At 71.7% G+C, this 26,221-nt stretch carries 26 protein-coding genes; 8 read left to right on the forward strand and 18 right to left on the reverse strand.

Translation table 11 applies throughout. The annotated features are described in order from the left end of the window. Positions 1-192 precede the first annotated feature (192 nt). From ACWGKQ_RS44975 to ACWGKQ_RS45025, 11 genes are all read right to left on the reverse strand, one after another. Positions 193-951: a zf-HC2 domain-containing protein gene (locus ACWGKQ_RS44975; RefSeq protein WP_453297868.1), complete on the reverse strand. Its 759-nt coding sequence runs from the start codon at positions 949-951 to the stop codon at positions 193-195. Then, positions 941-1,528 carry an RNA polymerase sigma factor gene (locus tag ACWGKQ_RS44980; RefSeq protein WP_453297869.1) on the reverse strand — a complete coding sequence of 196 codons (588 nt, stop codon included), beginning with the start codon at positions 1,526-1,528 and terminating at the stop codon, positions 941-943. Before ACWGKQ_RS44980 ends, ACWGKQ_RS44975 begins: the two co-directional genes overlap by 11 nt. 141 nt (positions 1,529-1,669) lie before the next feature. Next, on the reverse strand, positions 1,670-2,215 hold the full coding sequence (locus tag ACWGKQ_RS44985; protein ID WP_189264716.1) for an arginine repressor: 546 nt from the start codon (positions 2,213-2,215) through the stop codon (positions 1,670-1,672). A gap of 19 nt (positions 2,216-2,234) precedes the next feature. Further along, positions 2,235-3,389: an acetylornithine transaminase gene (locus tag ACWGKQ_RS44990; protein WP_453297894.1), complete on the reverse strand. Its 1,155-nt coding sequence runs from the start codon at positions 3,387-3,389 to the stop codon at positions 2,235-2,237. A 38-nt stretch (positions 3,390-3,427) separates the two neighbouring features. Further along, positions 3,428-4,336 (reverse strand): acetylglutamate kinase, encoded by a 909-nt coding sequence (gene argB / locus ACWGKQ_RS44995; RefSeq protein ID WP_453297870.1) that lies wholly within the window; start codon positions 4,334-4,336, stop codon positions 3,428-3,430. Further along, complete coding sequence (argJ, locus tag ACWGKQ_RS45000) at positions 4,333-5,484, reverse strand: bifunctional glutamate N-acetyltransferase/amino-acid acetyltransferase ArgJ (RefSeq protein ID WP_453297871.1); 1,152 nt, start codon at positions 5,482-5,484, stop codon at positions 4,333-4,335. The genes argB and argJ overlap by 4 nt, the downstream gene beginning before the upstream one ends. Continuing rightward, positions 5,481-6,509: an N-acetyl-gamma-glutamyl-phosphate reductase gene (gene argC / locus ACWGKQ_RS45005; RefSeq protein WP_453297872.1), complete on the reverse strand. Its 1,029-nt coding sequence runs from the start codon at positions 6,507-6,509 to the stop codon at positions 5,481-5,483. Before argC ends, argJ begins: the two co-directional genes overlap by 4 nt. Positions 6,510-6,575: 66 nt before the next feature. Beyond that, positions 6,576-6,995, reverse strand: a complete 420-nt coding sequence (locus tag ACWGKQ_RS45010) for a GtrA family protein (RefSeq protein ID WP_453297873.1) — start codon at positions 6,993-6,995, stop codon at positions 6,576-6,578. Next, on the reverse strand, positions 6,995-7,969 hold the full coding sequence (locus ACWGKQ_RS45015; protein ID WP_453297874.1) for a glycosyltransferase family 2 protein: 975 nt from the start codon (positions 7,967-7,969) through the stop codon (positions 6,995-6,997). The genes ACWGKQ_RS45010 and ACWGKQ_RS45015 overlap by 1 nt, the downstream gene beginning before the upstream one ends. 23 nt (positions 7,970-7,992) lie before the next feature. Continuing rightward, positions 7,993-10,614 (reverse strand): YfhO family protein, encoded by a 2,622-nt coding sequence (locus tag ACWGKQ_RS45020; protein ID WP_453297875.1) that lies wholly within the window; start codon positions 10,612-10,614, stop codon positions 7,993-7,995. A gap of 195 nt (positions 10,615-10,809) precedes the next feature. Continuing rightward, the gene (locus tag ACWGKQ_RS45025; protein WP_453297876.1) at positions 10,810-11,706 is read right to left on the reverse strand and encodes a DMT family transporter; all 897 of its coding nucleotides are present in this window, start codon (positions 11,704-11,706) and stop codon (positions 10,810-10,812) included. 81 nt (positions 11,707-11,787) lie between these two features. Here ACWGKQ_RS45025 and ACWGKQ_RS45030 point away from each other — a divergent pair, with 81 nt between their 5' ends. The 3 genes from ACWGKQ_RS45030 (at position 11,788) to ACWGKQ_RS45040 (ending at position 14,289) form a co-directional block, all read left to right on the forward strand. Then, positions 11,788-12,696, forward strand: coding sequence for a LysR family transcriptional regulator (locus ACWGKQ_RS45030; protein ID WP_453297877.1), 909 nt, complete (start codon positions 11,788-11,790; stop codon positions 12,694-12,696). 77 nt (positions 12,697-12,773) lie between these two features. Continuing rightward, the gene (locus tag ACWGKQ_RS45035; protein WP_453297878.1) at positions 12,774-13,760 is read left to right on the forward strand and encodes a phosphotransferase family protein; all 987 of its coding nucleotides are present in this window, start codon (positions 12,774-12,776) and stop codon (positions 13,758-13,760) included. A 94-nt stretch (positions 13,761-13,854) separates the two neighbouring features. Continuing rightward, a complete protein-coding gene (locus ACWGKQ_RS45040; protein WP_453297879.1) occupies positions 13,855-14,289 on the forward strand; it encodes a carboxymuconolactone decarboxylase family protein in 435 nt (144 codons plus the stop codon). Here ACWGKQ_RS45040 and ACWGKQ_RS45045 read toward each other — a convergent pair. Beyond that, complete coding sequence (locus ACWGKQ_RS45045; RefSeq protein WP_453297880.1) at positions 14,276-16,762, reverse strand: alpha-L-arabinofuranosidase C-terminal domain-containing protein; 2,487 nt, start codon at positions 16,760-16,762, stop codon at positions 14,276-14,278. The genes ACWGKQ_RS45040 and ACWGKQ_RS45045 overlap by 14 nt on opposite strands. 175 nt (positions 16,763-16,937) lie before the next feature. On the opposite strand from ACWGKQ_RS45045, the gene ACWGKQ_RS45050 reads away from it, so the two are divergent. Further along, complete coding sequence (locus ACWGKQ_RS45050; protein ID WP_453297895.1) at positions 16,938-17,447, forward strand: DUF6314 family protein; 510 nt, start codon at positions 16,938-16,940, stop codon at positions 17,445-17,447. A 20-nt stretch (positions 17,448-17,467) separates the two neighbouring features. On the opposite strand, the gene ACWGKQ_RS45055 is transcribed toward ACWGKQ_RS45050, so the two are convergent. The 3 genes from ACWGKQ_RS45055 to ACWGKQ_RS45065 form a co-directional block, all read right to left on the reverse strand. After that, complete coding sequence (locus ACWGKQ_RS45055) at positions 17,468-18,061, reverse strand: histidine phosphatase family protein (RefSeq protein WP_453297881.1); 594 nt, start codon at positions 18,059-18,061, stop codon at positions 17,468-17,470. A gap of 116 nt (positions 18,062-18,177) precedes the next feature. Beyond that, a complete protein-coding gene (locus ACWGKQ_RS45060) occupies positions 18,178-18,624 on the reverse strand; it encodes a GNAT family N-acetyltransferase (protein WP_453297882.1) in 447 nt (148 codons plus the stop codon). A 43-nt stretch (positions 18,625-18,667) separates the two neighbouring features. Next, the gene (locus ACWGKQ_RS45065; RefSeq protein ID WP_453297883.1) at positions 18,668-20,113 is read right to left on the reverse strand and encodes an aminotransferase-like domain-containing protein; all 1,446 of its coding nucleotides are present in this window, start codon (positions 20,111-20,113) and stop codon (positions 18,668-18,670) included. Between ACWGKQ_RS45065 and ACWGKQ_RS45070 the strand changes: the two genes are divergently transcribed. Then, the gene (locus ACWGKQ_RS45070) at positions 20,112-21,074 is read left to right on the forward strand and encodes a DMT family transporter (protein ID WP_453297884.1); all 963 of its coding nucleotides are present in this window, start codon (positions 20,112-20,114) and stop codon (positions 21,072-21,074) included. The two genes, ACWGKQ_RS45065 and ACWGKQ_RS45070, sit on opposite strands and share 2 nt — an antisense overlap. 13 nt (positions 21,075-21,087) lie before the next feature. Then, positions 21,088-21,288: a DUF1918 domain-containing protein gene (locus ACWGKQ_RS45075; RefSeq protein ID WP_351499673.1), complete on the forward strand. Its 201-nt coding sequence runs from the start codon at positions 21,088-21,090 to the stop codon at positions 21,286-21,288. Positions 21,289-21,410: 122 nt separating this feature from the next. Here the strand turns inward: ACWGKQ_RS45075 and ACWGKQ_RS45080 are convergent, their stop codons facing one another. Further along, entirely contained in the window at positions 21,411-22,658 is a 1,248-nt protein-coding gene (locus ACWGKQ_RS45080; RefSeq protein WP_453297885.1) for a glycoside hydrolase family 10 protein, read from the reverse strand. A gap of 170 nt (positions 22,659-22,828) precedes the next feature. On the opposite strand from ACWGKQ_RS45080, the gene ACWGKQ_RS45085 reads away from it, so the two are divergent. After that, positions 22,829-23,689, forward strand: a complete 861-nt coding sequence (locus ACWGKQ_RS45085; RefSeq protein ID WP_453297886.1) for a 3-hydroxybutyryl-CoA dehydrogenase — start codon at positions 22,829-22,831, stop codon at positions 23,687-23,689. A gap of 208 nt (positions 23,690-23,897) precedes the next feature. Further along, positions 23,898-24,155: a hypothetical protein gene (locus tag ACWGKQ_RS45090; protein ID WP_089103368.1), complete on the forward strand. Its 258-nt coding sequence runs from the start codon at positions 23,898-23,900 to the stop codon at positions 24,153-24,155. Positions 24,156-24,163: 8 nt separating this feature from the next. Here the strand turns inward: ACWGKQ_RS45090 and ACWGKQ_RS45095 are convergent, their stop codons facing one another. Beyond that, complete coding sequence (locus tag ACWGKQ_RS45095; RefSeq protein ID WP_217550406.1) at positions 24,164-24,700, reverse strand: NUDIX hydrolase; 537 nt, start codon at positions 24,698-24,700, stop codon at positions 24,164-24,166. A 65-nt stretch (positions 24,701-24,765) separates the two neighbouring features. Next, positions 24,766-26,106 carry a transcriptional regulator gene (locus tag ACWGKQ_RS45100; protein WP_453297887.1) on the reverse strand — a complete coding sequence of 447 codons (1,341 nt, stop codon included), beginning with the start codon at positions 26,104-26,106 and terminating at the stop codon, positions 24,766-24,768. Positions 26,107-26,221: the final 115 nt, after the last annotated feature.

A 26,221-nucleotide genomic window follows, 5' to 3' on the forward strand; every position in this document is an offset into this window, starting at 1 on the left:
GCCCCGTGCCCGGGCGCCCACCCGTGGACGACCCCCCCCTCCCGCCCCCCGCCCCCCACCCCCCCGTTCGCGGGTTCCACGCCCCCGCCCGGCCGGGCGGGCCCCCCGCGCCCGCGGAGCTGCTCGGGCGGCAGGGGCCGTACGCCCGGCTGCACCGGCTCGGCTCGGGCTCGGTGCTTTCCTGACCTCCGTTCACGTCTCCGGGGCCAGCACCTTGCCCTTCTCCAGCTGGGCGGTGGCGAGAACGGTGCCGTCGGAAGAGGTGAGGCGGGTGGCGGAGTACCGGTTGAGGTCGACGGGGACCGCCACGCCCCAGTTGCCGCGTCCCGCGCGCAGCGGGAAGTCGCCGACCCGGGTGGTCGTGCCGTCGGTGCGGGCGAGGAGGCAGGTCACCCTGCCGTTGTAGGGGGTGCCGGGGAGGGCGACGGACACGAAGATCCAGGCGGGGCTGCCGGGGTGGGCGTAGACCTCGCCGACGGGCTGCCCGCCGCCGGCCGGGATCATGTCCCCGACCAGCACGGGCTCGGATTCGACGGCGGGCGACGAGGCGGCGGTGACGGCCCCCTCGACGGCGCTGCCGATGGCCCAGCCGGCGAAGCCGACCGCGACGGCGAGGGTGGCGGCCGCCGCGGCGAGCCGCAGCCGGAGGCGCCGGACGCGGCTGCGCCGGCCCTGGGCGGTGGCGCGGGCGGGCCGCGCCCCCTCAGCCCCCGCCGCCTGCTCGGCCAGGCTGCGCGCCACCCGGGTCTCGAAGCCGGGCGGCGGGTCGCTCTCCGGCAGCAGCCCGATCAGCCGGTCGCCGATCCCGGTGAGCTGGCGTACGTACTCCCGGCAGTCCGCGCACCCGTCCAGGTGGGCGACCGCCTCGGCCCGCTCGCGGCCGGGCAGGACGCCCAGCGCCAGCTCGGCGCCGACCTCCCGCAGCTTCTCGCAGTGCGCGTCACCGGACATGGTCGCCTCCCTTCGGGGACGCGAGCGCGGTGCGGAGTTTCGCCATCGCCGCTCTGATCCGCGTCTTGGCCGTGCCCAGCGGAATCCGCTCCGCGTCGGCGATCTGCTGGGCCGTCATGCCGTAGATGCCGGCCATCATCAGGGCCCGGGCCTGGTCCCGCGGCAGCCGGGCCAGCGCGGCCCGCAGCTGGGTGGAGGCCTCGTCGGCCAGGGCCCACCGTTCGGGGGTCTCGGTGACGGCGTCGAGGAGCGGGTCGAGGTCCTGGGGTGCCATCGGTTCGGTCCGCCGGGCGCGGACGGCGTCGACGGCGAGGTTGTGCGCGATGGTGGTGAGCCAGGTCCCGACCGAGCCGCGGCGCGAGTCGTAGATCTGGGCATGCCGCCAGGCACGCTCGAACGTCTGCTGGGCGACGTCCTCGGCGAGCTGCTGGTCCCCGGTGACGGCCATCGCGACCCCGAAGACCCGGTGCTGGAATCGCCGTACGAAGAGTTCGGCGAGCTCCGGGTCTCCGGTGGCCAGCCCGGACAGCAGAGCCTCGTCCGGGAGGCGGCCGACGGGGAACCGGAATCCCGACACACCCCTGTATACGTTCGACGGCCGCCAGGGGATTGCCCGCCCGCCTGACCGCTCGCCGCGGAAGATCACACGGCCATTGTCCGTCGGCCGGGCCGGGCCCGCACGCGGGTGTGAGCGGCCGTCGGTGGCCGTCAGCGGCTGTCAGTGGCCGTTCTGGGCCAGCCGCAGCAGGTGGTCCGCGAGGGCCTGCCCGCCCGTCGGCTCACGGCTGATGAGCAGCAGCGTGTCGTCCCCGGCGATGGTCCCCAGGATGTCGTGCAGCTCCGCCTGGTCGATCGCCGAGGCGAGGAACTGCGCGGCACCGGGCGGGGTGCGCAGGACGACCAGGTTCGCCGAGGCCTCCGCCGAGATCAGGAGTTCCTGGGAGAGGCGGCGCATCCGCTCCTCCTTGGCCGACTCCCCCAGGGGAGCGCGGGGCGTGCGGAAGCCCCCCTCGCTGGGGACCGCGTAGATCAGCTCGCCGTCGGTGTTGCGGATCTTCACCGCGTTCAGCTCGTCGAGGTCCCGGGAGAGCGTGGCCTGGGTGACCGTGAGCCCGTCGTCGGCGAGCAGCTTGGCGAGCTGGCTCTGCGAGCGCACCGGCTGCCGGTTGAGGATGTCCACGATCCGGCGGTGCCGGGCGGTCCGGGTCTGCGGCACCGCGGGCCCCGCCCCGCCCGACTGGTCGAACTCCTGCGCCTGGCTCATCGTCGTCTCAATCTCCGGATCATTCTCCGGATCGTCCGTCCCCGCTCGCTGCGTCGAGGATGCCGGGCAGGGCGCTCAGCAGCGCGTCCGCCTCGGCGTCGCGGAGGTTCAGCGGCGGCATCAGCCGTACGACGTCCGGGGCGGGCGCGTTCACCAGGAACCCGGCCTCCTGAGCCGCCTGCTGCACCTGCGTGGCCAGCGGCTCGGTGAGCACGATACCCAGGAGGAGGCCCGCGCCCCGGACATAATCGATCAACCCGTGGCCGAGACCCTCGATTCCGTCCCGCAACCTCTCGCTCTGCCGCTTGACGTTCTCCAGCAACCCCTCGTTCTCGATGGTGTCGAGGACGGCGAGGCCGGCGGCGCAGGCCACCGGGTTGCCGCCGAAGGTGGTGCCGTGGTGACCCGGCTGAAGGAGGTCGGCGGCCCGGCCGAAGGCCACCGTCGCGCCGAGCGGCAGCCCGCCGCCGAGCTGCTTGGCGAGGGTGACGACATCGGGCAGCACGCCCTCGTGGGCCTGGTAGGCGAACCAGGTGCCGGTGCGGCCGGTGCCGGTCTGCACCTCGTCGAGGACGAGCAGCGCGCCGGTGGCGGCGGTGATCGCGCGGGCCGCCTTGAGGTAGCCGGGGGGCGGTACGACGACGCCGTTCTCACCCTGGACGGGCTCGATGATCACCAGGGCGGTGTCCTCGGTGACCGCCGCCGCCAGGGCCTGTGCGTCGCCGTAGGGCACGTGGGTGACGTCGGCGGGCAGCGGGCGGAAGGGGTCCTGCTTGGCGGGCTGTCCGGTGAGTGCGAGGGCGCCCATCGTGCGGCCGTGGAAGCCGCCGTCGGTGGCGACCATGTGGGTCCGCCCGGTCAGCCGGCCGATCTTGAAGGCGGCCTCGTTGGCCTCGGCGCCGGAGTTGCAGAAGAAGACCCTGCCGTCGCGGCCGAAGAGCTGGATCAGCCGCTCGGCGAGGGCGACGGTGGGCTCGGCCATGAAGAAGTTGGAGATGTGGCCGAGGGAGGCGATCTGGCTGCTGACGGCCTCGACGATCGCGGGGTGGGCGTGGCCGAGCGCGTTGGTGGCGATACCGCCGACGAAGTCGTGGTACTGACGGTCCTCGGTGTCCCAGACCTTGACGCCCTCGCCGCGCACGAGGGGCAGCCGCGGGGTGCCGTAGTTGTTCATGAGCGCGCCCTGCCACCGGGTGGTCAGCTCCTGGTTGCTCACGACTGCTTCCCCTCCTGCTCGTCGGGCACGACCATCGTGCCGATGCCTTCGTCGGTGAAGATCTCCAGCAGGATCGAGTGCTGGACCCGGCCGTCGATGACCCGGGCGGTGGTGACCCCGTTGCGTACGGCGTGCAGACAGCCCTGCATCTTGGGCACCATGCCGGAGCTGAGCTCCGGCAGCAGCTTCTCCAGTTGGGAAGCGGTGAGGCGGCTGATCACCTCGTCGGAGTTCGGCCAGTCCTCGTAGAGGCCCTCGACGTCGGTGAGGACCATGAGGGTCTCGGCGCCCAGAGCAGCAGCGAGTGCCGCAGCCGCCGTATCAGCATTGACGTTGTAGACATGTCCGTCGTCCTCGGAGCGGGCGATGGAGGAGACGACCGGGATCCGGCCGTCGGCGAGCAGTGCCTCGATCGCGCCCGTGTCGATCGCGGTGATCTCGCCGACCCGCCCGATGTCGATCAGCTCGCCGTCGATCTCGGGCCGGTGCTTGGTCGCGGTGATGGTGTGGGCGTCCTCGCCGGTCAGTCCGACGGCCAGCGGTCCGTGCTGGTTGAGCAGGCCGACCAGCTCGCGCTGGACCTGCCCGGCGAGCACCATCCGTACGACGTCCATGGCGTCCTCGGTGGTGACCCTGAGCCCGGCCTTGAACTCGCTGACGATGCCGTGCCGGTCGAGGGCGGCGCTGATCTGCGGGCCGCCGCCGTGCACGACGACCGGCTTGAGGCCGGCGTGGTGCAGGAAGACGACGTCCTGGGCGAAGGCGGCCTTCAGGTCCTCGTCGATCATGGCGTTGCCGCCGAACTTGATCACGACGGTCCTGCCGTTGTGCCGGACCAGCCAGGGCAGCGCCTCGACGAGGATCTGGGCCTTGGGCAGCGCGGTGTGCTTGCGCGTAGTACTCATGACGAATAGGCGCTGTTCTCGTGGACGTAGTCGGCGGTCAGGTCGTTGGTCCAGATGGTGGCGGTCTCGGAGCCCGCGGCGAGGTCGGCGACGATGTGCACCTCGCGGTAGCGCATGTCGACCTTCTCGCGGTCCTCGCCGACCCCGCCGTTCTTGCACACCCAGACGCCGTTGATGGCGACGTTGAGCCGGTCGGGCTCGAAGGCGGCCCTGGTGGTGCCGATGGCGGAGAGGACGCGGCCCCAGTTGGGGTCCTCGCCGTGGATGGCGCACTTGAGGAGGTTGTTGCGGGCGATGGAGCGGCCCACCTCGACGGCGTCGTCCTCGGAGGCCGCGTTGACCACCTCCACCTTGATGTCCTTGCTGGCGCCCTCGGCGTCCCGGATCAGCTGCTGCCCGAGGTCGTCGCAGACCGCGCGGACCGCCTCGGCGAACTCCGCGTACTCCGGGGTGACGTCGGAGGCGCCGGAGGCGAGCAGCAGCACGGTGTCGTTGGTGGACATGCAGCCGTCGGAGTCGACGCGGTCGAAGGTCGTCCGGGTGGCGGCGCGCAGCGCCTGGTCCAGTACGTCGCTCTCGACGGCCGCGTCCGTGGTGAGCACGACCAGCATGGTGGCGAGGCCGGGCGCGAGCATGCCGGCGCCCTTGGCCATGCCGCCGACGGTCCAGCCGTCCTTCGTGACCACGGACGTCTTGTGCACGGTGTCGGTGGTCTTGATGGCGATGGCGGCCTTCTCGCCGCCGTGCTCGGAGAGCTGCGCGGCGGCGGTCTCGATGCCCGGGAGCAGCTTGTCCATGGGCAGCAGCACCCCGATCAGGCCGGTCGAGCAGACGGCGACCTCGATCGCGCCCCGCCCCAGCACCTCGCCCGCCTTCTCGGCCGTCGCGTGGGTGTCCTGGAAGCCCTTGGGGCCCGTACAGGCGTTGGCGCCGCCGGAGTTGAGCACGACGGCCGAGATCTGGCCGCTCTTGAGGACCTGCTCGGACCACAGCACCGGCGCGGCCTTCACACGGTTGGAGGTGAAGACGCCCGCGGCGGCGCGGCGGGGCCCGGTGTTGACCACGAGGGCCAGGTCCGGGTTGCCGTTCTCCTTGATCCCGGCGGCGATGCCCGCGGCCGTGAATCCCTTCGCTGCCGTCACGCTCACGGCGCAACTCCGATCGTGGTCAGCCCGGTGGTCTCGGCGAGACCCAGGGCGAGGTTCATGCTCTGCACGGCACCGCCGGCGGTGCCCTTGGTCAGGTTGTCGATGGCGCTGATCGCGATGATGCGGCCCACCGCTTCGTCGTACGCGACCTGCACCTGAACGGCGTTGGAACCGTGGACGGACGCCGTGGCGGGCCACTGGCCCTCGGGGAGCAGGTGGACGAAGGGCTCGTCGGCGTAGGCCTTCTCGTAGGCGGCGCGCACGGACTCGGCGGTCACCCCGTCCTTCGCCGCCGCGCTGCACGTGGCGAGGATGCCGCGGGACATCGGCGCGAGCGTCGGCGTGAAGGAGACGGCGACCCGCTCCCCCGCCACCGCGCCGAGGTTCTGGATCATCTCGGGGGTGTGCCGGTGGCCGCCGCCGACGCCGTACGGCGACATGGAGCCCATGACCTCGCTGCCCAGCAGGTGCGGCTTGGGCGCCTTACCCGCGCCGGAGGTGCCGGACGCGGCGACGATCACCGCCTCGGGCTCGGCGATCTGGGCCGCGTAGGCCGGGTACAGGGCGAGCGTGACGGCGGTGGGGTAGCAACCGGGTACCGCGATGCGCTTGGACCCCTCCAGCGCGGCGCGGGCACCCGGAAGTTCGGGGAGGCCGTAGGGCCAGGTGCCGGCGTGCGGGGAGCCGTAGAAGCGCTCCCAGTCGGCCGGGTCCTTCAGGCGGAAGTCGGCGCCCATGTCGATGACGAGGGCGTCCGGGCCGAGCTGCTCGGCGACGGCGGCGGACTGCCCGTGCGGAAGCGCGAGGAAGACGACGTCGTGCCCGGCGAGGGCTTCGGGGGTCGTCTCCGCCAGCACGCGGTCGGCCAGCGGAAGCAGGTGCGGCTGGAGCGCGCCCAGGCGCTGGCCCGCGTTGGAGTTGCCGGTCAGGGTGCCGATCTCGACCTCGGGGTGCGCGAGGAGCAGCCGCAGGACCTCTCCGCCCGCATACCCGCTCGCTCCGGCCACCGCCGCACGTACCGCCATGTCCATCCTCCTCCAGATGGCATGACTATACGGTTCGCTGCACGTTTATGCAACGCCCATGCGGTCCTATGCGGCCTCCACCTTCGGCAGCATCACCCACCGCGACACCACGAACGTCACCGGAATCGCCGCAGCGGAAGCCATCAGCGGAGCGAACTCGCTCCCCACATGCAGCATGTCGACGATCACGTACACCCCCACCGTGGTGATCACGAAATTCGTCGCATTGGTCAGCGGGAACAGCAGGAATTTCCGCCAGGTCGGACGCGTCCGATAAGTGAACCTGGCATTGAGGAAAAACGAGCCGATCATACTCAGCATAAACGCGATAATGTGCGCGGCCAGGTACGGCAAATACATCAGAAAAAGCAGGTAAAGGCCGTAGTACGTTGCCGTGTTGACGACGCCCACCAGAGCGAAGGTGATGATCTGCCCGGATATCGGGCGGGTGGGTCCGGTGGCGGTCGACAGGGTGGCGTTCGGCATCAGGGGATGAGGTCCTTCGTTGTGCCGCGGGTGCGGTCTTCCGTTCGGTCCACGTTCGTCGCCTTCACCAGGAAGTGCGGGCGCCCCTTGACCTCGTAGTAGATCCGGCCGGTGTACTCCCCGATGACCCCGAGCATGATCATCTGTACGCCGGCCAGGGCGGTGACGGCTGTAATGATGGTGACATAGCCGGGCGTCTGGACGCCGTGGATCATCGCGGCGCCCACGATCCACGCCGTGTACACGCCGGCCAGCGCCAGCAGGGTCATGCCGAGGTAGAGCGCGGCGCGCAGCGGGCGGTTGTTGAAGGAGAGCAGCCCGTCGAGGCCGTAGTTGAGCAGGCTGCGGAACGACCAGGAGCTGCTGCCGTGTTCGCGTACCGCGTTCTCGTACTCGAAGGTGGTGCTGGGGAAACCGACCCAGGCGAACAGGCCCTTGGAGAACCGGTTGTACTCGGTGAGGCTCACGATCGCGTCCACCACCCGGCGCGACATCAGCCGGAAGTCGCCCACGCCGTCGACGAGTTCGACGTCGACCATCCGGTTGATGAGCCGGTAGTAGAGGCGGGCGGTGAGGGTGCGGGTGACGCGGTCGCCCTGCCGGGTGCGCCGGGCGATGACCTGGTCGTAGCCCTCGCCGCGCAGTTCGACCATCCGCTTGATGAGTTCGGGCGGGTGCTGGAGGTCGGCGTCCATGACGATCACGGCGTCGCCGGTGGCGTGCCGCAGGCCGGCCAGCAGGGCCGCCTCCTTGCCGAAGTTGCGGCTGAAGGAGACGTACCGGACACGCGAGTCGCGGTCGGCGATCCGGCTGAGCAGGGGCAGGGTGCGGTCGCGGCTGCCGTCGTCGACGTACACGAACTCCATGTCGTGGCCGAGCGGCAGGAGTTCGTTGGCGATCTTCTGGACCTGCTCGTGGAAACGCTCTATGACGTCTTCCTCGTTGTAGCAGGGCGCGACGATCGATATCAGCATGGGATCTTCCCCCTGGGGACGGGTCAGTGAGCGGTGGTCGTGCGCTCGCCGGAGCGGCCGGCGGTTCTGCGGCGGACGGCCGAGACGGTGCCGATGAGGATCAGGGCCAGCAGCGAGGCGCCGCCCACAGCGGCGCCCAGGCGCAGGCCGGGCGGGTGGAAGGTGCAGGTCAGGCTGGTGGCGGAGGCGCCCAGCGGGACGGCGATCAGGCCGTGGAACTCGCCCGCCGCGACCTCGTGACCGCCGGCCGAGCAGCGCCAGCCGGCGATCCGCGGGGCGGCCACGACGGCGGTTCCGGTGCTGCCGGCGGGCAGTTCGGCGTGCAGGGTGGCGTCGGAGACGGTCACCTTGGTCGCGCCGGTGGACTTCAGGTGCTGTACGGCGGTGCGCAGCCGCGCGGTGTCGAGGCAGCCGACCGCGCCCTGCGCCAGGACCCGGCTGAGCCGGTCGGGTTCGAGGTCGATCCGGATCCGCCCGGCGGCGCCCACCGTGCCGAGCGGCTGCATCGCGGCGATCTTCGTGTTCTGGGCGTCGGACCGGAACAGCTTCTGCCCGCCGCCCGGGAGTTGTGCGGTACCGGAGTAGTGCGGTGCCCACAGGAAGACCGAACTCCCGGGCCGGCACCGGGCGGTGATCGTCCGGGGGCCGTCGACCAGCAGGCCCCGCGCCGCGTCGCCCTTGCGCGCACCGCTGAGGGTGGTGCGGGGCAGGGTGTAGACGCGGGCGCCGAGCAGGAGTTCCTGGTTGCGGTAGGGCGAGGGGCCGAAGGCGGCGGGGGTGGAGTGCGCGGCGGTGGGCCGCACCGTCACCAGCGGCGGGACGGCCTCGCGGGTGACGGTGACCGGGCCGCCGCTCTGGGGCAGCCATTTCTGGTGCGGGTCCGGCGGGTTGTGCACCCGGGCGCCCACCGAGAAGACCGCGTCGGTGACCGGGTTGTCGAGGCTCTGCAGGCTGCGGCCGCGCGAGGTCCAGCCGTCGCCGAGCGCGGTGAGGGTGCGGCTGAGGACGTCGGCGGTGAGGCTGCTGTAGTACTGGGCGCCCTGGCCGCCGACCATCATGGGGTCGTTGGCGACCGTCTGGTCGCGGCCGGGTTCGGTGCGGTACGCGGGCCAGGCGTCGGCCGACGCGACCGCGTCCGCCTCCTGCTGCTGGCGGTCGCCCCAGGGCGCGTAGTCGTCCAGCTGGCCCAGCCGCGTCGCGGTGGCCACGGCGGAGGTGGCGACGGCCTCGCCGAACTGCGCGCCGATCAGCAGCGCCACGGCCAGGCCGGCCAGCACCGGTCTGTTGTTCCCGAGGCCGAGCAGCACGAGCCCGGCGAGCGCGCCCGCGACCGCGAGCAGTACCACCGGCCAGGTGTGGTGGCTGTGGTGCCGGGTCAGGGGGCTGCGGCTCGCGGCGCCGGCGATCAGGACCAGCAGCACGGCGGCCGCGCCGAGTGCCCGCCGGTCCGGCGGCCCGTACGCGAGTGCGTGCCAGGCGGCGATGACCAGCAGGGCGCAGAGCACGAAGGCCTGCCGGTAGGAGCTGCCGTTCGGGACGGCGAAGGCGTGCCAGGCCAGGCTGGTCGGCGCCCACTGCAACGACAGGGCCACCGCGAGCACCAGGACCGTCCAGCCGGCCCGCACCCGGACCGGGACCTTCCGGTGGAAGGGCAGGGCGAGGGCGAGCACCAGCGCGGTGATGCCGACGTAGAGGGCCGGGGAGCTGTAGCTGTAGGTGGTCGGGAGCAGCCGGGCGAGCAGGTCCTCGGTCCCGACCGGGGCGAAGTGGCCCTCGCGGCCCGGGTAGGCGTGTTGGGTGCCGGAGTAGACGACGATCACCAGCGGTGCGGCCAGGCCGATGCCCAGTCCGACGGTCACCGCGGCCCGGCCCGCCACCGCCAGGACGCGCCGCCACGGCAGTTCGGCGAGGACCAGCCGGAGGAGCAGCACCAGGGCGGCGCCGAGGGTGGCCATGTAGGCGGTGTAGAAGTTGGCGATCCAGGCGAGCGCCACGATCAGCACCCCGAGCAGCGGGCGCCGGCCGGCCATGGTCCACTCGCCGACCAGGCAGAACAGCGGCAGCGCGATCAGGCCGTCGAGCCACATCGGGTTGTAGGAGGCGAGGGCGAGGCTCCAGCCGCACAGGGCGTAGGAGGCGCCCAGCACGCCGGCCGCCCACCAGCGGCCGCGGCGCAGGCTCATCAGCAGCCAGGCCATGGCGGCGCCGGCGACCGCCGTCTTCAGCACCGTGATCGCGTACACCGCGAGGTCGATCTCGTCGCGCGGGAAGAGGGCGACGAGGAGCGCGAACGGACTGCTCACATAGGTGCCGAGGTCCGGCAGGAAGCTGGAGCCGTAGCCGGACTGCCAGTTGACGAGGAGGCCGCCGTCGGCCCTGCCGTGCAGCAGGTCCCACAGGTGGGCGTGGAAGGGCACGTACTGGTTGCCGAGGTCGTTGACGCTGCGGGTGCGGGGCCCGAACGGGTAGCTGCGGGCGACCACGTCGGCGGCACAGAACACCACGGTGGTGAGAAGGGCCGCGAGCAGCGCGGCGGCCGCTCTCGGATCGGCGCTCCGCCATTTCACGCGGCCGGTTTCCCGTTCCGCTTCGCGCCCGGCCGGTTTCGCCCCCTGTTCACGCCCGGCGAGCGTGGTGCGATTCATTCTGTGCGGCCCCCAGATAAAAACGGGGGCGTCACTCCCCGCAGGTCGGTGTTTCGCCGACTTAGACGGGTGGACGTTCCTGATGGTTGTGCCACGCTCGTGAAGTAATAAATCGAATTCCGAATCCCTGTACACCTCAGGAAAGAATTCGCGACTTCAAAGGAAACGCAAGATTTACGGGAAATGTTTCACAGGTTAACGCGCCTGCGAGGGCGAGGGCACCAGCGTCGGGGCGGCCCCGCGATGAGTGCGTTCGACGGCCTGGCCCCAGTACGTTCCCGTGACGATCAGCGCGGCCCCCAGGACGGAGAGCCCGGTGAGCCGCTCGCCGCCGAGGACGGTGCCGGCCAGCAGGGCCCACACCGGTTCGGTGCCCAGCAGCAGTCCGGCCCGGGTCGCCGAGGTGCGCTGGACCGCCCAGGTCTGGGCGAGGAAGGCGAACAGGCCGCAGCAGAGGGCCAGATAGAGGAGCTGGGCCCAGGTGGCGGTGCCGGTCCGGGCCAGCGCCGGCAGCCCGGGGGCCGCGGGCAGCAGGAACAGGGCGGCACCGACGGCACACTGCACGTCGGTCAGCTGCAGGGGGCGCAGGGCCCGGCCCGCGGTCACCCGGCCGACCAGCACCATATGCCCCGCCCGGACCACGGCGGCCGCGAGCATCAGCAGGTCACCGGCTCCGGGGGCGCGCAGCCCGTTGCCGGAGACGAGCAGCCCGACGCCCGCCATGCTCACCCCGGCGGCGAGGAAGAACCTGCCCGGCAGACCGACCCGGTCCAGGACGGGGGTGAGGACGAGGGTGAGGCTGATGATCAGGCCCGCGTTCCCGGCGCTCGTGTGGGCGACGCCGTACGTCTCCAGGACGAGGACGGCGGCCTGGGTGAGGCCGAGCAGGCAGCCGTAGGCCTTCTCGTCCCGGGTGAGACCGCCGGACCGGCGCAGCACGGCCGCGCACGCGAGCGCGGCGACGGCATAGCGCACGAAGAGGACGATCGGGACGGGCAGGGCGTCCGTGGCGGTCTTCGCCGTCAGGTAACTGGAACCCCAGACGACGGCGACGGCCAGGAGCACCACGTCGATGCGGCGGGTGGTCGGCATGCCGTTCACGATCCATGGCCTGCACGTTGAAGTAAACGACGTCTTTCTCAACCAACCCTTTAGCGAAGCTACACTCACGTCGTGGACGAACGGCAGCTGCGGGTCCTGCGGGAGCTGGGCGAACTGGGCAGTGTCACCGCGGTCGCCGAGGCGCTGCGGGTGACGCCCTCGGCGATCTCGCAGCAACTGCGCCTGCTCCAGCGCTCGATCCCGTTCCCGCTCACCGAACGGGCCGGCCGCCGGCTGGTCCTCACCCCGGCCGGGCAGGCCCTGGCGGACGCGGCGATCGGCGTGGAGACGGCGCTGGCCCGGGCCCGCCACACCATCGACGCGTACGTCGACGAACCCGACGGCACGGTGTCGCTGGCGGCCTTCCACAGCGGGGCCGCCGCGTTCTTCCCCCTGCTGCTACGACGGCTGGGCCGGCCGGGATCCCCTCGGCTCGCCCTGCACGACGAGGACGTGGCCCAGGCCGACTTCCCGCCCCTGACCCGCGCCTACGACCTGGTCCTGGCCCACCGCCTGGACCACGCCCCGCCCTGGCCCCGGACCGCCGCGGCCACCCCGCTGCTGCGCGAACCGCTCGACATCGCCCTGCCGGTCGGCCACCCGCTGGCCGCGCGCCCCGCCCTGACCGCGCAGGACGTCGCCGCGCAGCCCTGGATCACCGTGCACGACGGCTTCCCGCTCCTGGCCACGGTCGAGGCCGTCGCGGCGGCGGCCGGGCACCGTGTCGACATCGTCCACCGCGTCAACGAGATCGCCGTGGTCGCCGAGGTGGTCGCGGCGGGCGGCGGAGTCGCCCTGATGCCCCGCTGGACGTCCCGCCCGCACCCCGGCGTCACCCTCAGACCGCTCGACGGCATCGAGGCCCACCGCCACATCGACGTACTGCACCGCCCCGAGCGCACGGCCCGCAGGGCGGTACGGACGGTTCTCGGCGAACTCCTCGCCGCCGCGGAGGTCATCCGAAGCCGGGGTCACGGCTGACCCGGATCCCGTATCTTCGGGAGCGCTCCCACACCGCACCGCACCGCACGCACCGCCGGACGAGAGCGAGTCCCCGCATGCAGAGCCTGACCAAGCGCCGGTTGTCCGCCGCCGGACTGGACGCCCTCCTCCGGGAGGCGACGGGGGTCGGATGCCGACTGGAGACAGAGCTGACCGACGGCTGGTTCAACACCGCCTACCTGGTCCGCCTCGACGACGGACGCGCGGCCGTGGTCAAGCTCGCGCCGCCCGCCGAGGCTCCCGTGCTGCGCTACGAGCGCGGGATCATGGGCACCGAGGCCCTGGTCTACCGGCACCTGGCAGATCTGGCCGACGGCACGGTGCCGGCCCCCGAACTGCTGTACCAGGGAGAGGACTTCCTCGCCGTCTCGGTGCTGGCGGGCACCCCCTGGGACAAGGCGGCCGAGCAGCTCCCGCCCGCCACCGCGTCGGCACTGCGCCGCGAGCTGGGCGCGATCACCGCCCGGCTGCACACCCTGACCTCACAGGACGGCCGGTTCGGCTATCCGGCGCCCGAGGCGAAGCTGTCCGCCGCCGACTGGCGCACCGCCTTCACGGCCATGGTGGACGCCCTGCTGCAGGACGCGGACCGCTGGGACTCCGACCTCGGGGTGCCCGCCGCCGGGATACGGACCCTGGTGGCCGAGGGCGGCCAGGCACTCGACCAGGTCACCGAGCCCAGGCTCGTCCACTTCGACCTCTGGCCGGGCAACATCTTCGTCGACGACCGCGCGGGCGACCCCCGGATCACCGGACTCATCGACCACGAACGGGCCTTCTGGGGCGACCCGGCCGCCGAACTGGTCTCCCTGGAGTTCGGCGGGGACATCGGCCCGGACAGCGACCTGGTGGCCGGGTACCGAGCCGCGGGCGGCAGCCTCGACTTCTCCCCCGCCCTGCGCCATCGCCTCGCCCTGTACTCCCTCTACCTGGGCCTGATCCTCGTCGTGGAGTGCGGCCCCCGCGGCTACGACGGGAACCATGCCGACTGGACCCGGAGCTACCTGGCCGAACGGATCGCCGCACTGCGCGCACTGGGGTGACCGCGAAACCGGCTTGACCTTGAGCGCACTCCAGCTCCTAGCGTTCCTGTCGGGGCTGCGAACAGCCCCTCCCGAGGAGAATGGAAGAGCCGGCATGAGCGAGAACAGCACCCGCGAAGAGCGTTTCGCCCACGGTCTGGAGGTCCTGAGGGCGGTCGACGGCGAAGCCGGGCAGCGGGTCATCGACTCGCTCTCCGACATCAGCCCCGAGCTGGGCCACCAGATCGTCGCGTGGGGCTTCGGCGAGATCTACAGCCGCCCCCAACTGGTGCCCAGGGACCGGCAGTTGGTGACCCTGGGCATGCTGACCGCGCTGGGCGGCTGCGAGCCCCAGCTGGAGGTGCACATCAACGCGGCTCTCAACGTGGGCCTCGCCCCGGAGCAGATCGTCGAGGCCCTGCTGCACGCGGCCGGGTACTGCGGCTTCCCCAAGGCGCTCAACGCGACCTTCGTCGCCAAGAAGGTCTTCGCGGAGCGCGGGCTGCTGCCGGTCGGCGAGCAGCCCGCGCCGGACGCTACTTCTGCCTGATCCGCAGGAAGGTGATCGAGTTCGCCGGGAAGGTGTAGGTGAACCGGTCGGCGACCCCGGTGAAGGTGGACGTGACCGGGGCGACCGCGGTGGACGTCTCGGTGTTCACCGCGCCGGGCGCCGCCGCCAGCGTGGTCACCTTGGCCTTCCCGGCCACCCTGGCGCCGCCGAGGTCGAGGGCCGTACGGGCCGCCGCGGACTGGGCGTTGACGACCTTGACGATCAGGTCGCCGGTCTTCTTGTCCTCGGTGACGACCTGGCGGAACGGCTCGGCCGGCTTGTCGTCGGTGAAGCTGCCCCACTCCTGGCCGTCGAGGGAGAGGGTGACCTGCCGGCCGCGCACCTTGATGTCGACGTCGTAGGCGCGGCCGGTGTCGACCGACCCGGGCTTGGCGATCAGCGTCGACTTGCCGCCGTCGACGGCCTGTTCGACCGCGGTCTGGGTGTTGTTCCAGCCGCCGATGTTCCACCAGTAGTAGTTGCCGGTGTCCTTGACGCCGAAGGCGACGAGGAAGCCCTCCTTGCCGGACTTCTTGACGGCCTTCACATGCAGGTCGTAGTCGTGCCAGGACGGGTCGCCGGCCTGGACCATGGTGTTCTCGGCGGTGTCGGAGGTCTCGACGTACTGCCCGTCCTGGACCGCCCAGCTGCCGCCGCCGGTGTGCGTCCACTGGGCGGCGTCACCGGAGAAGTCGTCGGTGAGCAGGGTGTTCCCGTCGGCGCCGGTCACCTTGACGTCGTCGTAGGCGGCGCTGGTGTTCCAGGTGGACAGGCCGACGGCGCCGGTGATGGGGGCGAGCAGGGAGGGGGTGCCGGTGGCCGTGGAGGGCACCACCCGGTCGCCGACGTTGTTCATGAACAGTTTCTGGACCTCGTAGTTCGCCGAGCCCCAGGAGGCGTGGTTGTTGAACCACACCATGTCCGGGCTCCACTGGACGTAGTCCTCGTTGGCGAACAGCGGGGCGTAGGAGGCCAGTTCGACGACGTCCGCGTTGCGTTCGAGGCCGGTCATGTAGGCGGCCTCGGCGAGGCCGTTCTTGAAGGTGTTGCCGCCGGAGGCGTACTCGCCGACGAAGACCTTCGGGCCGCTGCGGTCATAGGAGTCGTAGCGGTCGTTGTTCTGCAGGAACCACTGCGGGCTGTTGTAGTAGTGCTCGTCGACCATGTCGACCTTGGCGTCCTTGTTGAGCTGCCAGGCCGTGTCGAAGGTCGTACCGGAGTCGTCCGGGCCGGAGTTGGAGATCACCTGCATGTAGGGGTACTTCGCCTGGATGGCGGCCCGGAACTGCGTGAAGCGGGCGAAGAACGCGGCGGGCAGGTTCTCCTCGTTGCCGACCTCGATGTGGGTGAGGCGGAAGGGCTTGGGGTGGCCCATCCGCGCGCGCAGCTCGCCCCACTTCGAGGTCACCGGACCGTTGGCGAACTCCACGAGGTCGAGGGTGTCCTGGATGTGCCGCTTGAGCAGCGCGTCGTCGTCGACCGCCTGGTTCTGGCCGCAGCCGGTGACGAGGGCCGGCACGACGGGCAGCGGCATGGCGCCGATGTCCTCGGCGAAGCGGAAGTACTCGTAGTAGCCGAGGCCGTAACTCTGGTTGTATCCCCAGAAGTTGGCGTTGGTGGCGCGGGTCTCGACCGGGCCGACGGTGTCCTTCCACTGGTAGGACCGCTTGCGCTGGTAGCCGGAGGCCTCGCTGTAGTCCTGCATCGAGCCGGTGTTGACCAGGCAGCCGCCGGGGAAGCGGACGAAGCCCGGGTGCAGGGCGGCGATCTTCTCGGCGAGGTCCTCGCGCAGGCCGTTGGGCTCGTGCTTGTAGGTGTCGCGCGGGAAGAGGGAGACCATGTCGAGCGCGGCGGCGCCGGCCGTGGCCACGGTGAGGCGACCGTCGGAGCTGGTCCGGGTGGCGGTGAAGGTCGCCTTGTACCGGGCCCAGCCGTCCTTCTTCACGGCCACCTGGCGGGCGGTGGCCAGGGCGCCGCCGGTGTCCTGCAACGAGACGGTCAGTGCCGTACGGCCCGCGGCGCGGGCCCAGACCGAGAAGTCGTACTTCTTGCCGTCCTCGACGCGGATGCCGGTGTTGTAACCGGAGTTGGTGACGGCCGAACCGGCGGACAGGGACAGGTAGTTGCGGTTGCGGGCGTTCAGCCGGCCGTCGTCGTTCACGACCTGGGCACCACCGGTGACCGTCCAGGCGGTGAGCGGGGTGTACGACTTGTTGTCGTCGGTCGTGTACTCGAAGGACCGGTTCTGGACCAGCTCCGCGTACAGACCGCCGTCGGCGGCTCGGTTGATGTCCTCGAAGAAGACGCCGTACATCGTCCTGTCGATCCTGGCGCCCTGGCCGGCCGGGTCGACGGTGATCGCGTAGTCGGTGACGTCCTCGGCGTGGGCGGGGGCCGGGAGAAGACCGGCGGCAAGGAGGAAAGCGCTTGCCCCAAGGCCGAGTCTCAGCCGGGTGCGCGTGGTGCGTGACATGGATACTCCGCGGCTCGTGAGGAGATTTACGTCATTCGAAATATCGGACAACGGTCAGCACTTCGAACGGCAAGATAGGTAAAGGGTCATGAGCGCGTCAATGGGGCAGGACCCTGCGGGCGCCTCGGCCGAGGGCTGGGGCGGCGTAGGGTTGTGGGCCGACGAAGGGACGACCGTGGGTGAGTTCTGGCCGGTGGCGGACGTGCTGGCCCATCTGGCCGGGCGGTGGCTGGTGGACCGGACCGTGCGGGATCTGGCGAGCGGGGACGAGGGCCGCTTCGAGGGGGCCACCGTGTTCCGGCCGCTGGACGGCGGCGGCCTGCTGCACGAGGAGTCGGGCACGTTCACCTGGCAGGGCGTGGCCCGCCCCGCCGAACGCACCCTGCGCTTCCTGCCCGGCCCACGCCCCGGCACGGCGGACGTGCGCTTCGCCGACGACCGCCCCTTCCACGACCTGGACCTGGCATCGGGCCGGTACGTCGCCGACCACCCCTGCTCGGCCGACCTCTACCGGGGCGAGTTCACGGTCCACGACGCCGACCACTGGCGCACGGTGTGGCGGGTGGCCGGCCCGGCGAAGGACCTGCTTCTGACGACCGACTACGTGCGCGAGGAGCGCCCCGAAGGGGCGCGGGGAACTGCGCACCCAGCCACAACGGCGCCGCAGCCAACCGACGACCCATAACGGCCCCTCCCAGCGGAGCGCTACGTACGCGAAGCCTGAGCCGACGCCGTCTCGAAGCGCAGGTTCCAGCGGCCGCCCCGCCCCGTCACCGTGGTGGTCGAGAGCGGGCGCACGTCGATGTTCCAGTAGGTCGAGGGCGGCGCCTTGAGGGCGTAGACGAGGGCGGCCCGGATCACCGAGGGCTCGGCGACGGCGACGATCCGGCCGCCGTCGTCCACGGGGCGGGTGTCGAGCCAGCCGCCGACCCGGGAGATGAACGCGAGCAGTGACTCGCCGCCGTGCGGGGTGGCCCGCGGGTCCGTGAGCCAGGCGTCCACCTGGGCCGGCTCCCTGGCCATCGCCTCGCCCAGCGTCAGCCCGCGCCAGCGGCCCATGTCGCAGTCGCGCAGGGCGAGCTGGACCAGCGGGGCATAGCCCAGGGCGTCACCGGTCGCGCGACTGCGCGGGGTGGGCGAGCAGTAGCGCAGCTCGGCCGCGGCCAGGGGCACCAGCTCACCGGCTGCGCGCTGCACCTCGTCCCAGCCCGCCGTGTCCAGCGGGCGGTCGTCCTCGAAACGCTCCGCCAGCAGCGGCGAACTGCGTGCGGCTGCGACGAACGTGACCCGAAGTGGCATGCGGCGATGGTGTGACGCGCATGTGCGCAGGTCAAGGGCGATCGGGCGGTGAGTTGTCGGACGTGGAGGAAATGTTACCGAGAGGTCAGGAGGTGTCCGACAAGTCGGCCGTAATGTCACTCGGGCAACGGGTAGTAGAGCGCCATCCACTGGTCCGGGTGTTCGAGCGGGGCAAATCCGAGCTTCTCGTAGACCCCGTGGGCGTCGTGGGTGGCCAGCAGTACGCGCCGCACGCCGGACGGCCGCAGGTGCTCGCGGACCGCGCCGACCATCGCCGTGCCGACGCCCTTGCCGCGCACCGACGGGTCGACGTAGACGTCGCAGAGCCAGGCGAACAGCGCGTGGTCGGTGACCACGCGCGCGTACGCCACCTGCTCCCCGGTGACGGCGTCGTAGACCCCGAAGTTGAGCGAGCCCGCCATCGCGCGCTCCTGCTGCTCCCGCGGGCGGCCGGTCGCCCAGTAGGCGTCGGTCGACAGCCAGCGGTGGACGCGGTGGACGTCCACGCGGTCGGTGTCGGCGGAGAACTCGTAGCCCTCGGGGAGGCCTGGTGTGTCGCTCATGCGGGGATCCTCACCGGTCGGGCGCCCCGGCGTCGATCGGATTTCAGGACCTGGGACGCAGCACCTCGTCGCAGGCGGCCCGCAGCCGTCGTACCCCCTCCAGGATCTCCCCCGTCCCGGCGACCGCGGCGAAGCTCAGGCGGACATGGGCGGCCGGGGCCTCGGCGCTGAAGTACGGGCGGCCCGGGGTGATGGCGACGCCCGCGCGGAGGGCGGCGGCGGTCAGGGTCGCGTCGTCGGTGCCGTCGGGGAGGCGCGGCCAGAGGTGGTAACCGCCGGACGGGATGTGCGGGAGGGCGAGTTCGGGGACGTGGTGGGCGAGGGCGCCGGTCAGGGCGTCGCGGCGGGTCTTCAGCTCGGCGGCGAGGTTGCGCAGGTGGCGGGGCCAGGCCGGGGAGCCGACGAGTTCGAGGGCGGCCTCCTGGAGCGGGCGGGGGACGAAGAAGGTGTCGACGATCTGGATGGCGCGCAGGCGTTCCAGGACCGGGCCGCGGGCGGCCAGGGCGGCCACCCGGAAGCTCGGCGAGGTGGCCTTGGTGAGCGAGCCGACGTGGACGACCACTCCGTCGGGGTCGTCGGCGGCGAGCGGGCGGGGCAGCGGGCCCGCGTCCGCGTGCACCAGGCGTCGTACGAAGTCGTCCTCGATCACGAAGGCGCCGGCCGCGCGGGCGATGCGCAGCACCTCGGCACGGCGGTCGGGGGCGAGGACGGCGCCGGTCGGGTTCTGGAAGAGGGGCTGGCAGACGAAGACCCGGGCGCCGGTGGCCCGGAAGGCGTCGGCGAGGAGGGCGGGTTTCACGCCGTCGGGGTCGACGGGGACCGGGACCGGGCGGAGGCCGGCGGCGCGGGCGATGGCGAGCATGCCGGGGTAGGTGGGCGATTCGACCAGGACCGGGGCGCCGGGCGGGGCGAGTGCGCGCAGGGCGGTGGCCAGGGCGGACTGGCCGCCGGACGCGATCAGCACCTCGGCCGCGGTGACCGCACCGCCGATGTCCCGCGCGAACCACTCGCGCAGTTCGGGAAGCCCTTCGAGCGGCGGCCGGCCCCAGGCGCCGGGGCGGCGGCCGGCCCGCGCCAGTGCCGCCGCCAGCGCGCGCTCGGGCTCCAGGGAGGCGTGCAGGTAGCCGCCGCTGAGTTCCAGCACGCCGGGCGGCGGGGCGGCGAGGCAGACCGTGACCCCCGAGGCGTCGACGGTGCGCGGGACCACGTCGAGGGCGCCGTCGGCGCTGAGCGCCACCTCCTGCCAGGAGGTGTCCCCGGCGGGCTCGGCCGCGGTGCGCGGCGGGGCCTTGAAGGCGCCGGCACCGGGCCGGGTGACGACCAGGCCCTCCGCGACCAGCTGGGCCAGTGCCCGGGAGACGGTCACCGGGCTCACCCGGAACCGCTCGACGAGGGCCCGGCTCGACGGGAGCTTTCCACCTGGCGAGTAGCGGTCGAGGTCCCGTCGCAGCTGTTCCGCCAGTTCCAGCACACTGCTACGCTCTTGCATGAGAGCACAGAGTAGCGCTACTAGCCCGACTTCGATAGCGGTCAACACACCCCCGGCCGACGCCCCGGCCGCTCCCGCCGGCGCCCCCGAGACCGCCCGCTCCTCCCAGCGGCTCGGCACCCTCCAGGCCGCGCTCGGTGTCGTCGCCTTCTCCCTCACCTTCCCGGCCACGGCCTGGGGCCTGGAGGGCTTCGGGCCGTGGGCGCTGGTGGCGGTGCGCAGTGTGCTCGCGGCGGCCATGGCGGGCGGCTGCCTGCTGTTCCTGCGGGTACGACTGCCCGAGCGCCGGCACTGGGCGGGGCTGGCGGTCGTCGCGGCCGGGGTCGTCCTCGGCTTCCCGATGCTGACCACGCTCGCCCTGGAGACCTCGACCACCTCGCACGCGGCCGTCGTGGTCGGCCTGCTCCCGCTGACCACCGCCCTCTTCTCGGCCCTGCGCATGGGCATCCGCCCCTCCCGCACCTTCTGGGCGGCGGCCCTGGCGGGTGCGGCGGCCGTGCTGACGTTCACGATCGCGCAGAGCGGCGGGGCCCTCACGACCGCCGACGGCTACCTGTTCGCGGCCCTGGTGGTGTGCGCGGCCGGCTACACCGAGGGCGGCCGGCTGGCCCGGATCATGCCGGGCTGGCAGGTCATCGGCTGGGCGCTGGTGTTCTGTCTGCCGCTGACCGTGCCGGCCGCGGTGGTCGCGCTGTCGTACGAGCCGGTCGTCTGGAACGCGCACGGGGTGGCCGGCGTGCTGTGGGTGGCGGCGGGTTCGCAGTTCCTCGGTCTGGTGGTCTGGTACCGGGGCATGGCGGCCGTCGGCATTCCGAAGGCCAGCCAGTTGCAGTTGGCCCAGCCGCTGCTCACACTGGTGTGGTCGGTGCTGCTGCTGGGCGAGCACCTCACCGCGGCCGCCCCACTCACGGCCGCCGCCGTGCTCGTGTGCATCGCCGTCACCCAACGATCGCGATCGTGAGGAGGCCCTGGAGATGCGTGCATCCGAGGGCGACCAGCTTGTCCAGCACGGCAGGGTGGTCGGACAGCACGACCAGGTCTCGGAAATCGTCCAGGTACTCGGTCCCGAGGGCACCCCGCCCTACCGGGTCCGCTTCGAGGACGGCCACGAGGCCATCATGTCCCCCGGTCCCGACTGCCAGGTCAGGCACCGGGAGATCCACGAACAGCGCTAGGCGCTCCGCTGGAGGCGCCGCGATGTGCGTCTGCTGTTGGTCGACTGCAGCGCCGTCGTGGCTGGTCGCGCAGTTCCCCGCGCCCCTTGCGGGGCGCTGCCGACCGCGGCGGACTTCGCAGGTCAGCTCGGTGGGGTCGCCGGCTGCGGGTAGTGGTCGGCGACCACCCGGGAGAGCGCGCCGATCCGGTCGGCGGCGACGTCCTTGGCCGCGAAGTAGACATGCCCGCCTACCTGCGGGTACTTGTCGGCCAGGGTGAGATGGCGGGACAGCTCGGCCGGGTCCTGCCAGGCCGAGGGGGCGCCCGCGGCGCCCGCCTGGTAGAGCGCCTCGCCGATGTAGAGCCGGGTTCCGGACCCCTTGGCCACGCCGGCCCACCAGTCGACGACCTTGGCGTAGTCCGCGGCGGAGTTGCCGATCTGCCAGTACACCTGCGGGACGATGTAGTCGATCCAGTTCTTCTGCACCCACTTCCGGGTGTCCGCGTAGAGGTCGTCGTACGTCTCGACGCCCGCCTTGGTGTCCGACCCCCGGGAGTCGGTGGCGGCGTTTCGCCACACCGCGAACGGGCTGATCCCGAACCGGGTGCCGGGCCGCAGCTTCTTCACCCCGTCGGCGATCTCGGTCACCAGCCTGTCGATGTTGTCCCGCCGCCAGGCCGCCCGCGACGAGAAGTCGCCGCCGTGGGTGTCGTACGCCTCGTCGTCGTCGAAGGTCTGGCCGGCCACCGGGTACGGGTAGAAGTAGTCGTCGAAGTGGACCGCGTCCACGGGGTACTTGGCGACCGCGTCGAGGATCGCCTGCTCCACGAAGGCGCGGACGGCCGGGAGGCCGGGGTTGTAGTAGAGCTTGCCGCCGTAGGGCACCACCCAGTCCGGGTGTTTGCGGGCCGGGTGCGAGGCGGTCAGCTTGCCCGGATCGGTGTGGTTGGCGATCCGGTACGGGTTGAACCAGGCGTGCAGTTGCAGTCCCCGGGCGTGTGCCTCCTGGACGGCGGTGCCCAGCGGGTCCCAGCCGGGGTCCTTGCCCTGGGTGCCGGTGAGGTACTGGGACCAGGGCTCGTACGGCGAGGGCCAGAACGCGTCGGCGGTGGGGCGCACCTGGAACATCACGGCGTTGAGGCGGTAGTGGGCCGCCTTGTCGAGGAGGGCGGTCAGCTCCTTGCGCTGGGCGGAAGCCGACAGTCCGGTGCGGGAGGGCCAGTCACGGTTGGAGACGGTCGCCAGCCACATGCCGCGCATCTCGGCGGCGGCCCGGCGGGGCCGTCCCGACGGCGCGGCCGTGCCCGGTGCCGCCGACGCGCCCGGTGCCGCCGACGCCAGCAGGGACACCGCCGCCAGCGCGAACGCCCTGCGAGAGACTCGTGCCATCGTAAGACCCTCTCACTCTCCGGATCCGTGCGGTCACGGATCGCCTCCGCGGCACAGGATGCCCCCACCCGGACGATCGATCATCGATACTTACGGGTAACGTGCACGAACGGAGCAGGCGCCGGATCCGGAGGCCTGCGGGCCGCCCGTAGATCAGCGAAGGGGACGATGTGACCGACATCGAGAAGGTCGGAGTCGTGGGCTGCGGCCAGATGGGAGCGGGCATCGCCGAGGTCGCCGCCCGCGCCGGTCTGGACGTGCGGGTCGCCGAGACCACCGGCGAGGCCCTGGAGATCGGCCGCACCCGGCTGTACAACTCGCTGACCAAGGCCGCCGAGCGCGGCAAGATCAGCGAGGAGGAGCGGGACGCCACGCTGGCCCGGCTGAGCTTCACCACGGACCTCGGCGAGTTCGCCGACCGCGACCTGGTGATCGAGGCCGTCGTGGAGAACGAGCAGGTGAAGACGGAGATCTTCCAGGTGCTCGACCAGGTGGTGACCCGCCCGGACGCGATCCTGGCCTCCAACACCTCCTCGATCCCGCTGGTCAAGCTGGCGGTCGCCACCTCCCGCCCCGACCACGTGGTCGGCATCCACTTCTTCAACCCGGCCCCGGTGCAGAAGCTGGTCGAGCTGATCCCCGCGCTCACCACCTCCGAGGGCACCCTCAGCCGCGCCCAGATGTTCGCCGAGAAGGTGCTCGGCAAGCATGCGATCCGCGCCCAGGACCGCTCCGGCTTCGTGGTCAACGCGCTGCTGGTGCCGTACCTGCTCTCGTCCATCCGGATGTTCGAGTCCGGCATCGCGAGCCGCGAGGACATCGACAACGGCATGGAGATGGGCTGCGCCCACCCGATGGGCCCGCTGAAGCTGTCCGACCTGATCGGCCTGGACACCATCGTCTCCATCGCGAACAGCATGTACGCCGAGTACAAGGAGCCCCTGTACGCCGCTCCCCCGCTGCTCCAGCGCATGGTCGAGGCGGGCCGGCTGGGCCGGAAGACCGGCTCGGGCTTCTACACGTACAGCTGATCACACCCCGCTGACTACAGGGAGCGATGCTCCGCGGGCCCGGCACCGGTTTCGGTGCCGGGCCCGTGTGTTTCACACTCCGTGTGCGCCACGGGCACGCATATGCCCGTCGCACACTCTCCCCACGCGCTCACCAGGCGAGTTCACTCTTCATGCGCATGCAAAGGGATGCGGAACTACACCCTCGATCACGCAAAGGAGTGGACCCGTGACCGCCGAACCAGAGCATCCCGTGGTCCAAGGAGAACTCGCAGAGTTACGTCGTCGCCTCGATGTGGCCTACGCCCAGGTCGAGGGAGGACTGAACCTGCTCAGCCACCGGACCAAGGAAACCGCCAAGGAACTGGACGAGCTCAACACCCGCCTGGCCTCGCTGGAACACGCCCGCTGGCCCCTGCCCTCCCTCGCCGCGCTCACCGCACTGGGCGCCCTAGTCGTCACGGTCTGGCAGGCGCTGGCCCACTAGGGTCTGCCCTAGTCGTCGGTGAGCCTCATGTGGTGCAACAGGAGTAACGCGGCCGCCATGTTGGCGGCCGGGACCTCCCCGCGGGCGATCATGTCCGGGACGAGCTTGAGGGGGACCCACTCCCGGCGGTCCGATTCGAAGTCGTCCACGGGGTGTCCGACGTACTCGCCCTCGTCGGACCAGTAGATGTGGTGCCGGGCGTCGGTGAGGCCGTTGGACGGCTCCACGGTCATGAGATGGTGCAGGGTCCCCGGCCGCCAGCCGGTTTCCTCCTCCAGTTCCCTGGCGGCCGCGACGGCGATGTCCTCGCCGTCCTCGACGACTCCCGCCGCGAGTTCCCAGCCCCAGCTGTCGGTGATGAAACGGTGGCGCCACAGGAGGAGGACCTCGCCCGCCTCGTTGACCACCGTCGCCACGGCCACGGGCCGCAGCCGTATCAGGAAGTGGTCGAGGTGCCGGCCGTCCGGCAGCTCGACATCTGCGAGATTGACGCTGAACCAGCGGTTTTCATACACAGTTTGTTCGTTCTGTTTCGTCCACTGCACGGTTCTGCCACCTTCCGCCGAGTAAGTGGCAATATCGCAGCAGCGGCTCTGAAGGCCTACCGCGCCTAGAGCGGTACGCGCAGTGCGCCGTCGATCAGTTCGGCGGCCTCGGCGGTTCCGGAACCGCCGCTGCGCACGAGGTGCTCGCGTACCGCGCGGAGTCTGTCGCGCAGGCGCTGGGACTCCATTCCGCGGGCCTGCTCGGCCATCTGCACGGCCGTGGCCACCGCGTTGTCCGCGTTTCCCTGACGCAGTTCGATGGTGCTGAGCATGGCGAGCCGGTGCACCCGCCCCCGGTCATGGGCCGGGTTGTCGACGGCGGCCGCGGCATGCTCCCGGGCGGCGGCGAGCTCGCCGAGGCTGAGCAGCGCCTCGGCCACCTGTACGTTGACCAGGCCGGGCTGGACATAGCCGGTCTCATCGGGTTCGTGGCCCCGCCGGATGCGTTCGGCGGCCGTCTCGGCCCGCCGGATGCAGGACAACGCGCTCGTGCCGTCGCCGAGGTGGGCGTACGCCTTGGCCTGCATCGCGTAGAGGTCCGAGGCGAGGGCGGGGGTGATGTGCTTGCCCGCGGTGCGCAGCGCGGCCTCCGCGAAGGCGACGGCCTGCCGGAACTCCCGCATGAACAGCGCCTGGTTGACGAGCAGCGCGATGACGTAGGCGCCGAGTCCCCGGTCCCCGCTGGCCTTTGCCAGCCGCAGCGCCTGGTGGAAGTAGCGCTGGGCGAGCCCGTGCGCGTCGGAGTCGTACGCGCAGATACCGGCGATCGCCACCAGCCCGCCGGTCGCGCGGTGCAGTTGACGGCCCGTGGCATCCGTGTAGCTGCCGCGCAGCAGCGGCGCCGCCTCGGCGTTGAGGAAGCCGACGATCCGGGTGCGGGTGGCCATGCCGCCGGCCTTGCGGTACATCTGCTCGTAGTGCGCCCGGGCGGCACGCAGCATCGCCAGGTCGGCCGGGGTGACCCGGTGCCGGCCGCCCCGCGAGACGTCGACGTCCTCCGGGGGGTTCTCCCACTCCCACACCGGCATCACGGCGGGCGTGCCGGTGACGGCGGGGGCGCCGAGTATGTGCGGGCGCTGCTGTTCGTCGGAACGCCACAGCGCGGTGGCCCGCTCGACGAAGCCCGAGAGCGAGGTGGCGTGCGGGACGCCGGGCTCGCCGGGGACGCCGAGTCCGATGTCGTCGAGGGTGACCGGCCGGTGCAGCCGGACGGCGAGCACCTCGCAGATCAGGTCCGGCACCTGGCCGCGCGGCCGCTGGCCCTTCAGCCACCGGGCGACGGCGGTGTGTTCGTAGCGCAGCGAGAGTCCACGGGCCCGGCCCGCCTGGTTGACGTGGGCGGCGAGCCCGGCGTGCGAGATCCCCGCCTCGTCCAGGATCGCGTCGAGCAGAGAGTTGGGCTGCATGGATGCCCCCCGAGTGGCCTGGTGCCGTCAGCGTAGTGCGGGTGGGTTCACACGGGGTGTGAACGAAGTGCGCGAATCCTCAGTGTGCGCGCACTGTCGCGGAGAGTGTCGGGCC

Source organism: Streptomyces sp. NPDC054770 (assembly GCF_053611985.1).

Bases quoted from the DNA above. Each gene is read 5' to 3' on its own strand.
- ACWGKQ_RS45010 (WP_453297873.1), bottom strand. From the start codon at position 6,995: ATGCCGAACGCCACCCTGTCGACCGCCACCGGACCCACCCGCCCGATA.
- argC (WP_453297872.1), bottom strand. From the start codon at position 6,509: ATGGCGGTACGTGCGGCGGTGGCCGGAGCGAGCGGGTATGCGGGCGGA.
- ACWGKQ_RS45080 (WP_453297885.1), bottom strand. From the start codon at position 22,658: ATGGCACGAGTCTCTCGCAGGGCGTTCGCGCTGGCGGCGGTGTCCCTG.
- ACWGKQ_RS45035 (WP_453297878.1), top strand. From the start codon at position 12,774: ATGCAGAGCCTGACCAAGCGCCGGTTGTCCGCCGCCGGACTGGACGCC.
- ACWGKQ_RS45065 (WP_453297883.1), bottom strand. From the start codon at position 20,113: ATGCAAGAGCGTAGCAGTGTGCTGGAACTGGCGGAACAGCTGCGACGG.
- ACWGKQ_RS45100 (WP_453297887.1), bottom strand. From the start codon at position 26,106: ATGCAGCCCAACTCTCTGCTCGACGCGATCCTGGACGAGGCGGGGATC.
- argB (WP_453297870.1), bottom strand. From the start codon at position 4,336: ATGAGTACTACGCGCAAGCACACCGCGCTGCCCAAGGCCCAGATCCTC.
- ACWGKQ_RS45060 (WP_453297882.1), bottom strand. From the start codon at position 18,624: ATGAGCGACACACCAGGCCTCCCCGAGGGCTACGAGTTCTCCGCCGAC.
- ACWGKQ_RS44975 (WP_453297868.1), bottom strand. From the start codon at position 951: ATGTCCGGTGACGCGCACTGCGAGAAGCTGCGGGAGGTCGGCGCCGAG.
- ACWGKQ_RS45075 (WP_351499673.1), top strand. From the start codon at position 21,088: ATGCGTGCATCCGAGGGCGACCAGCTTGTCCAGCACGGCAGGGTGGTC.
- ACWGKQ_RS45070 (WP_453297884.1), top strand. From the start codon at position 20,112: ATGAGAGCACAGAGTAGCGCTACTAGCCCGACTTCGATAGCGGTCAAC.
- ACWGKQ_RS45020 (WP_453297875.1), bottom strand. From the start codon at position 10,614: ATGAATCGCACCACGCTCGCCGGGCGTGAACAGGGGGCGAAACCGGCC.
- ACWGKQ_RS45055 (WP_453297881.1), bottom strand. From the start codon at position 18,061: ATGCCACTTCGGGTCACGTTCGTCGCAGCCGCACGCAGTTCGCCGCTG.
- ACWGKQ_RS44990 (WP_453297894.1), bottom strand. From the start codon at position 3,389: ATGAACAACTACGGCACCCCGCGGCTGCCCCTCGTGCGCGGCGAGGGC.
- ACWGKQ_RS44985 (WP_189264716.1), bottom strand. From the start codon at position 2,215: ATGAGCCAGGCGCAGGAGTTCGACCAGTCGGGCGGGGCGGGGCCCGCG.
- ACWGKQ_RS45040 (WP_453297879.1), top strand. From the start codon at position 13,855: ATGAGCGAGAACAGCACCCGCGAAGAGCGTTTCGCCCACGGTCTGGAG.
- ACWGKQ_RS45045 (WP_453297880.1), bottom strand. From the start codon at position 16,762: ATGTCACGCACCACGCGCACCCGGCTGAGACTCGGCCTTGGGGCAAGC.
- ACWGKQ_RS45025 (WP_453297876.1), bottom strand. From the start codon at position 11,706: ATGCCGACCACCCGCCGCATCGACGTGGTGCTCCTGGCCGTCGCCGTC.
- ACWGKQ_RS45015 (WP_453297874.1), bottom strand. From the start codon at position 7,969: ATGCTGATATCGATCGTCGCGCCCTGCTACAACGAGGAAGACGTCATA.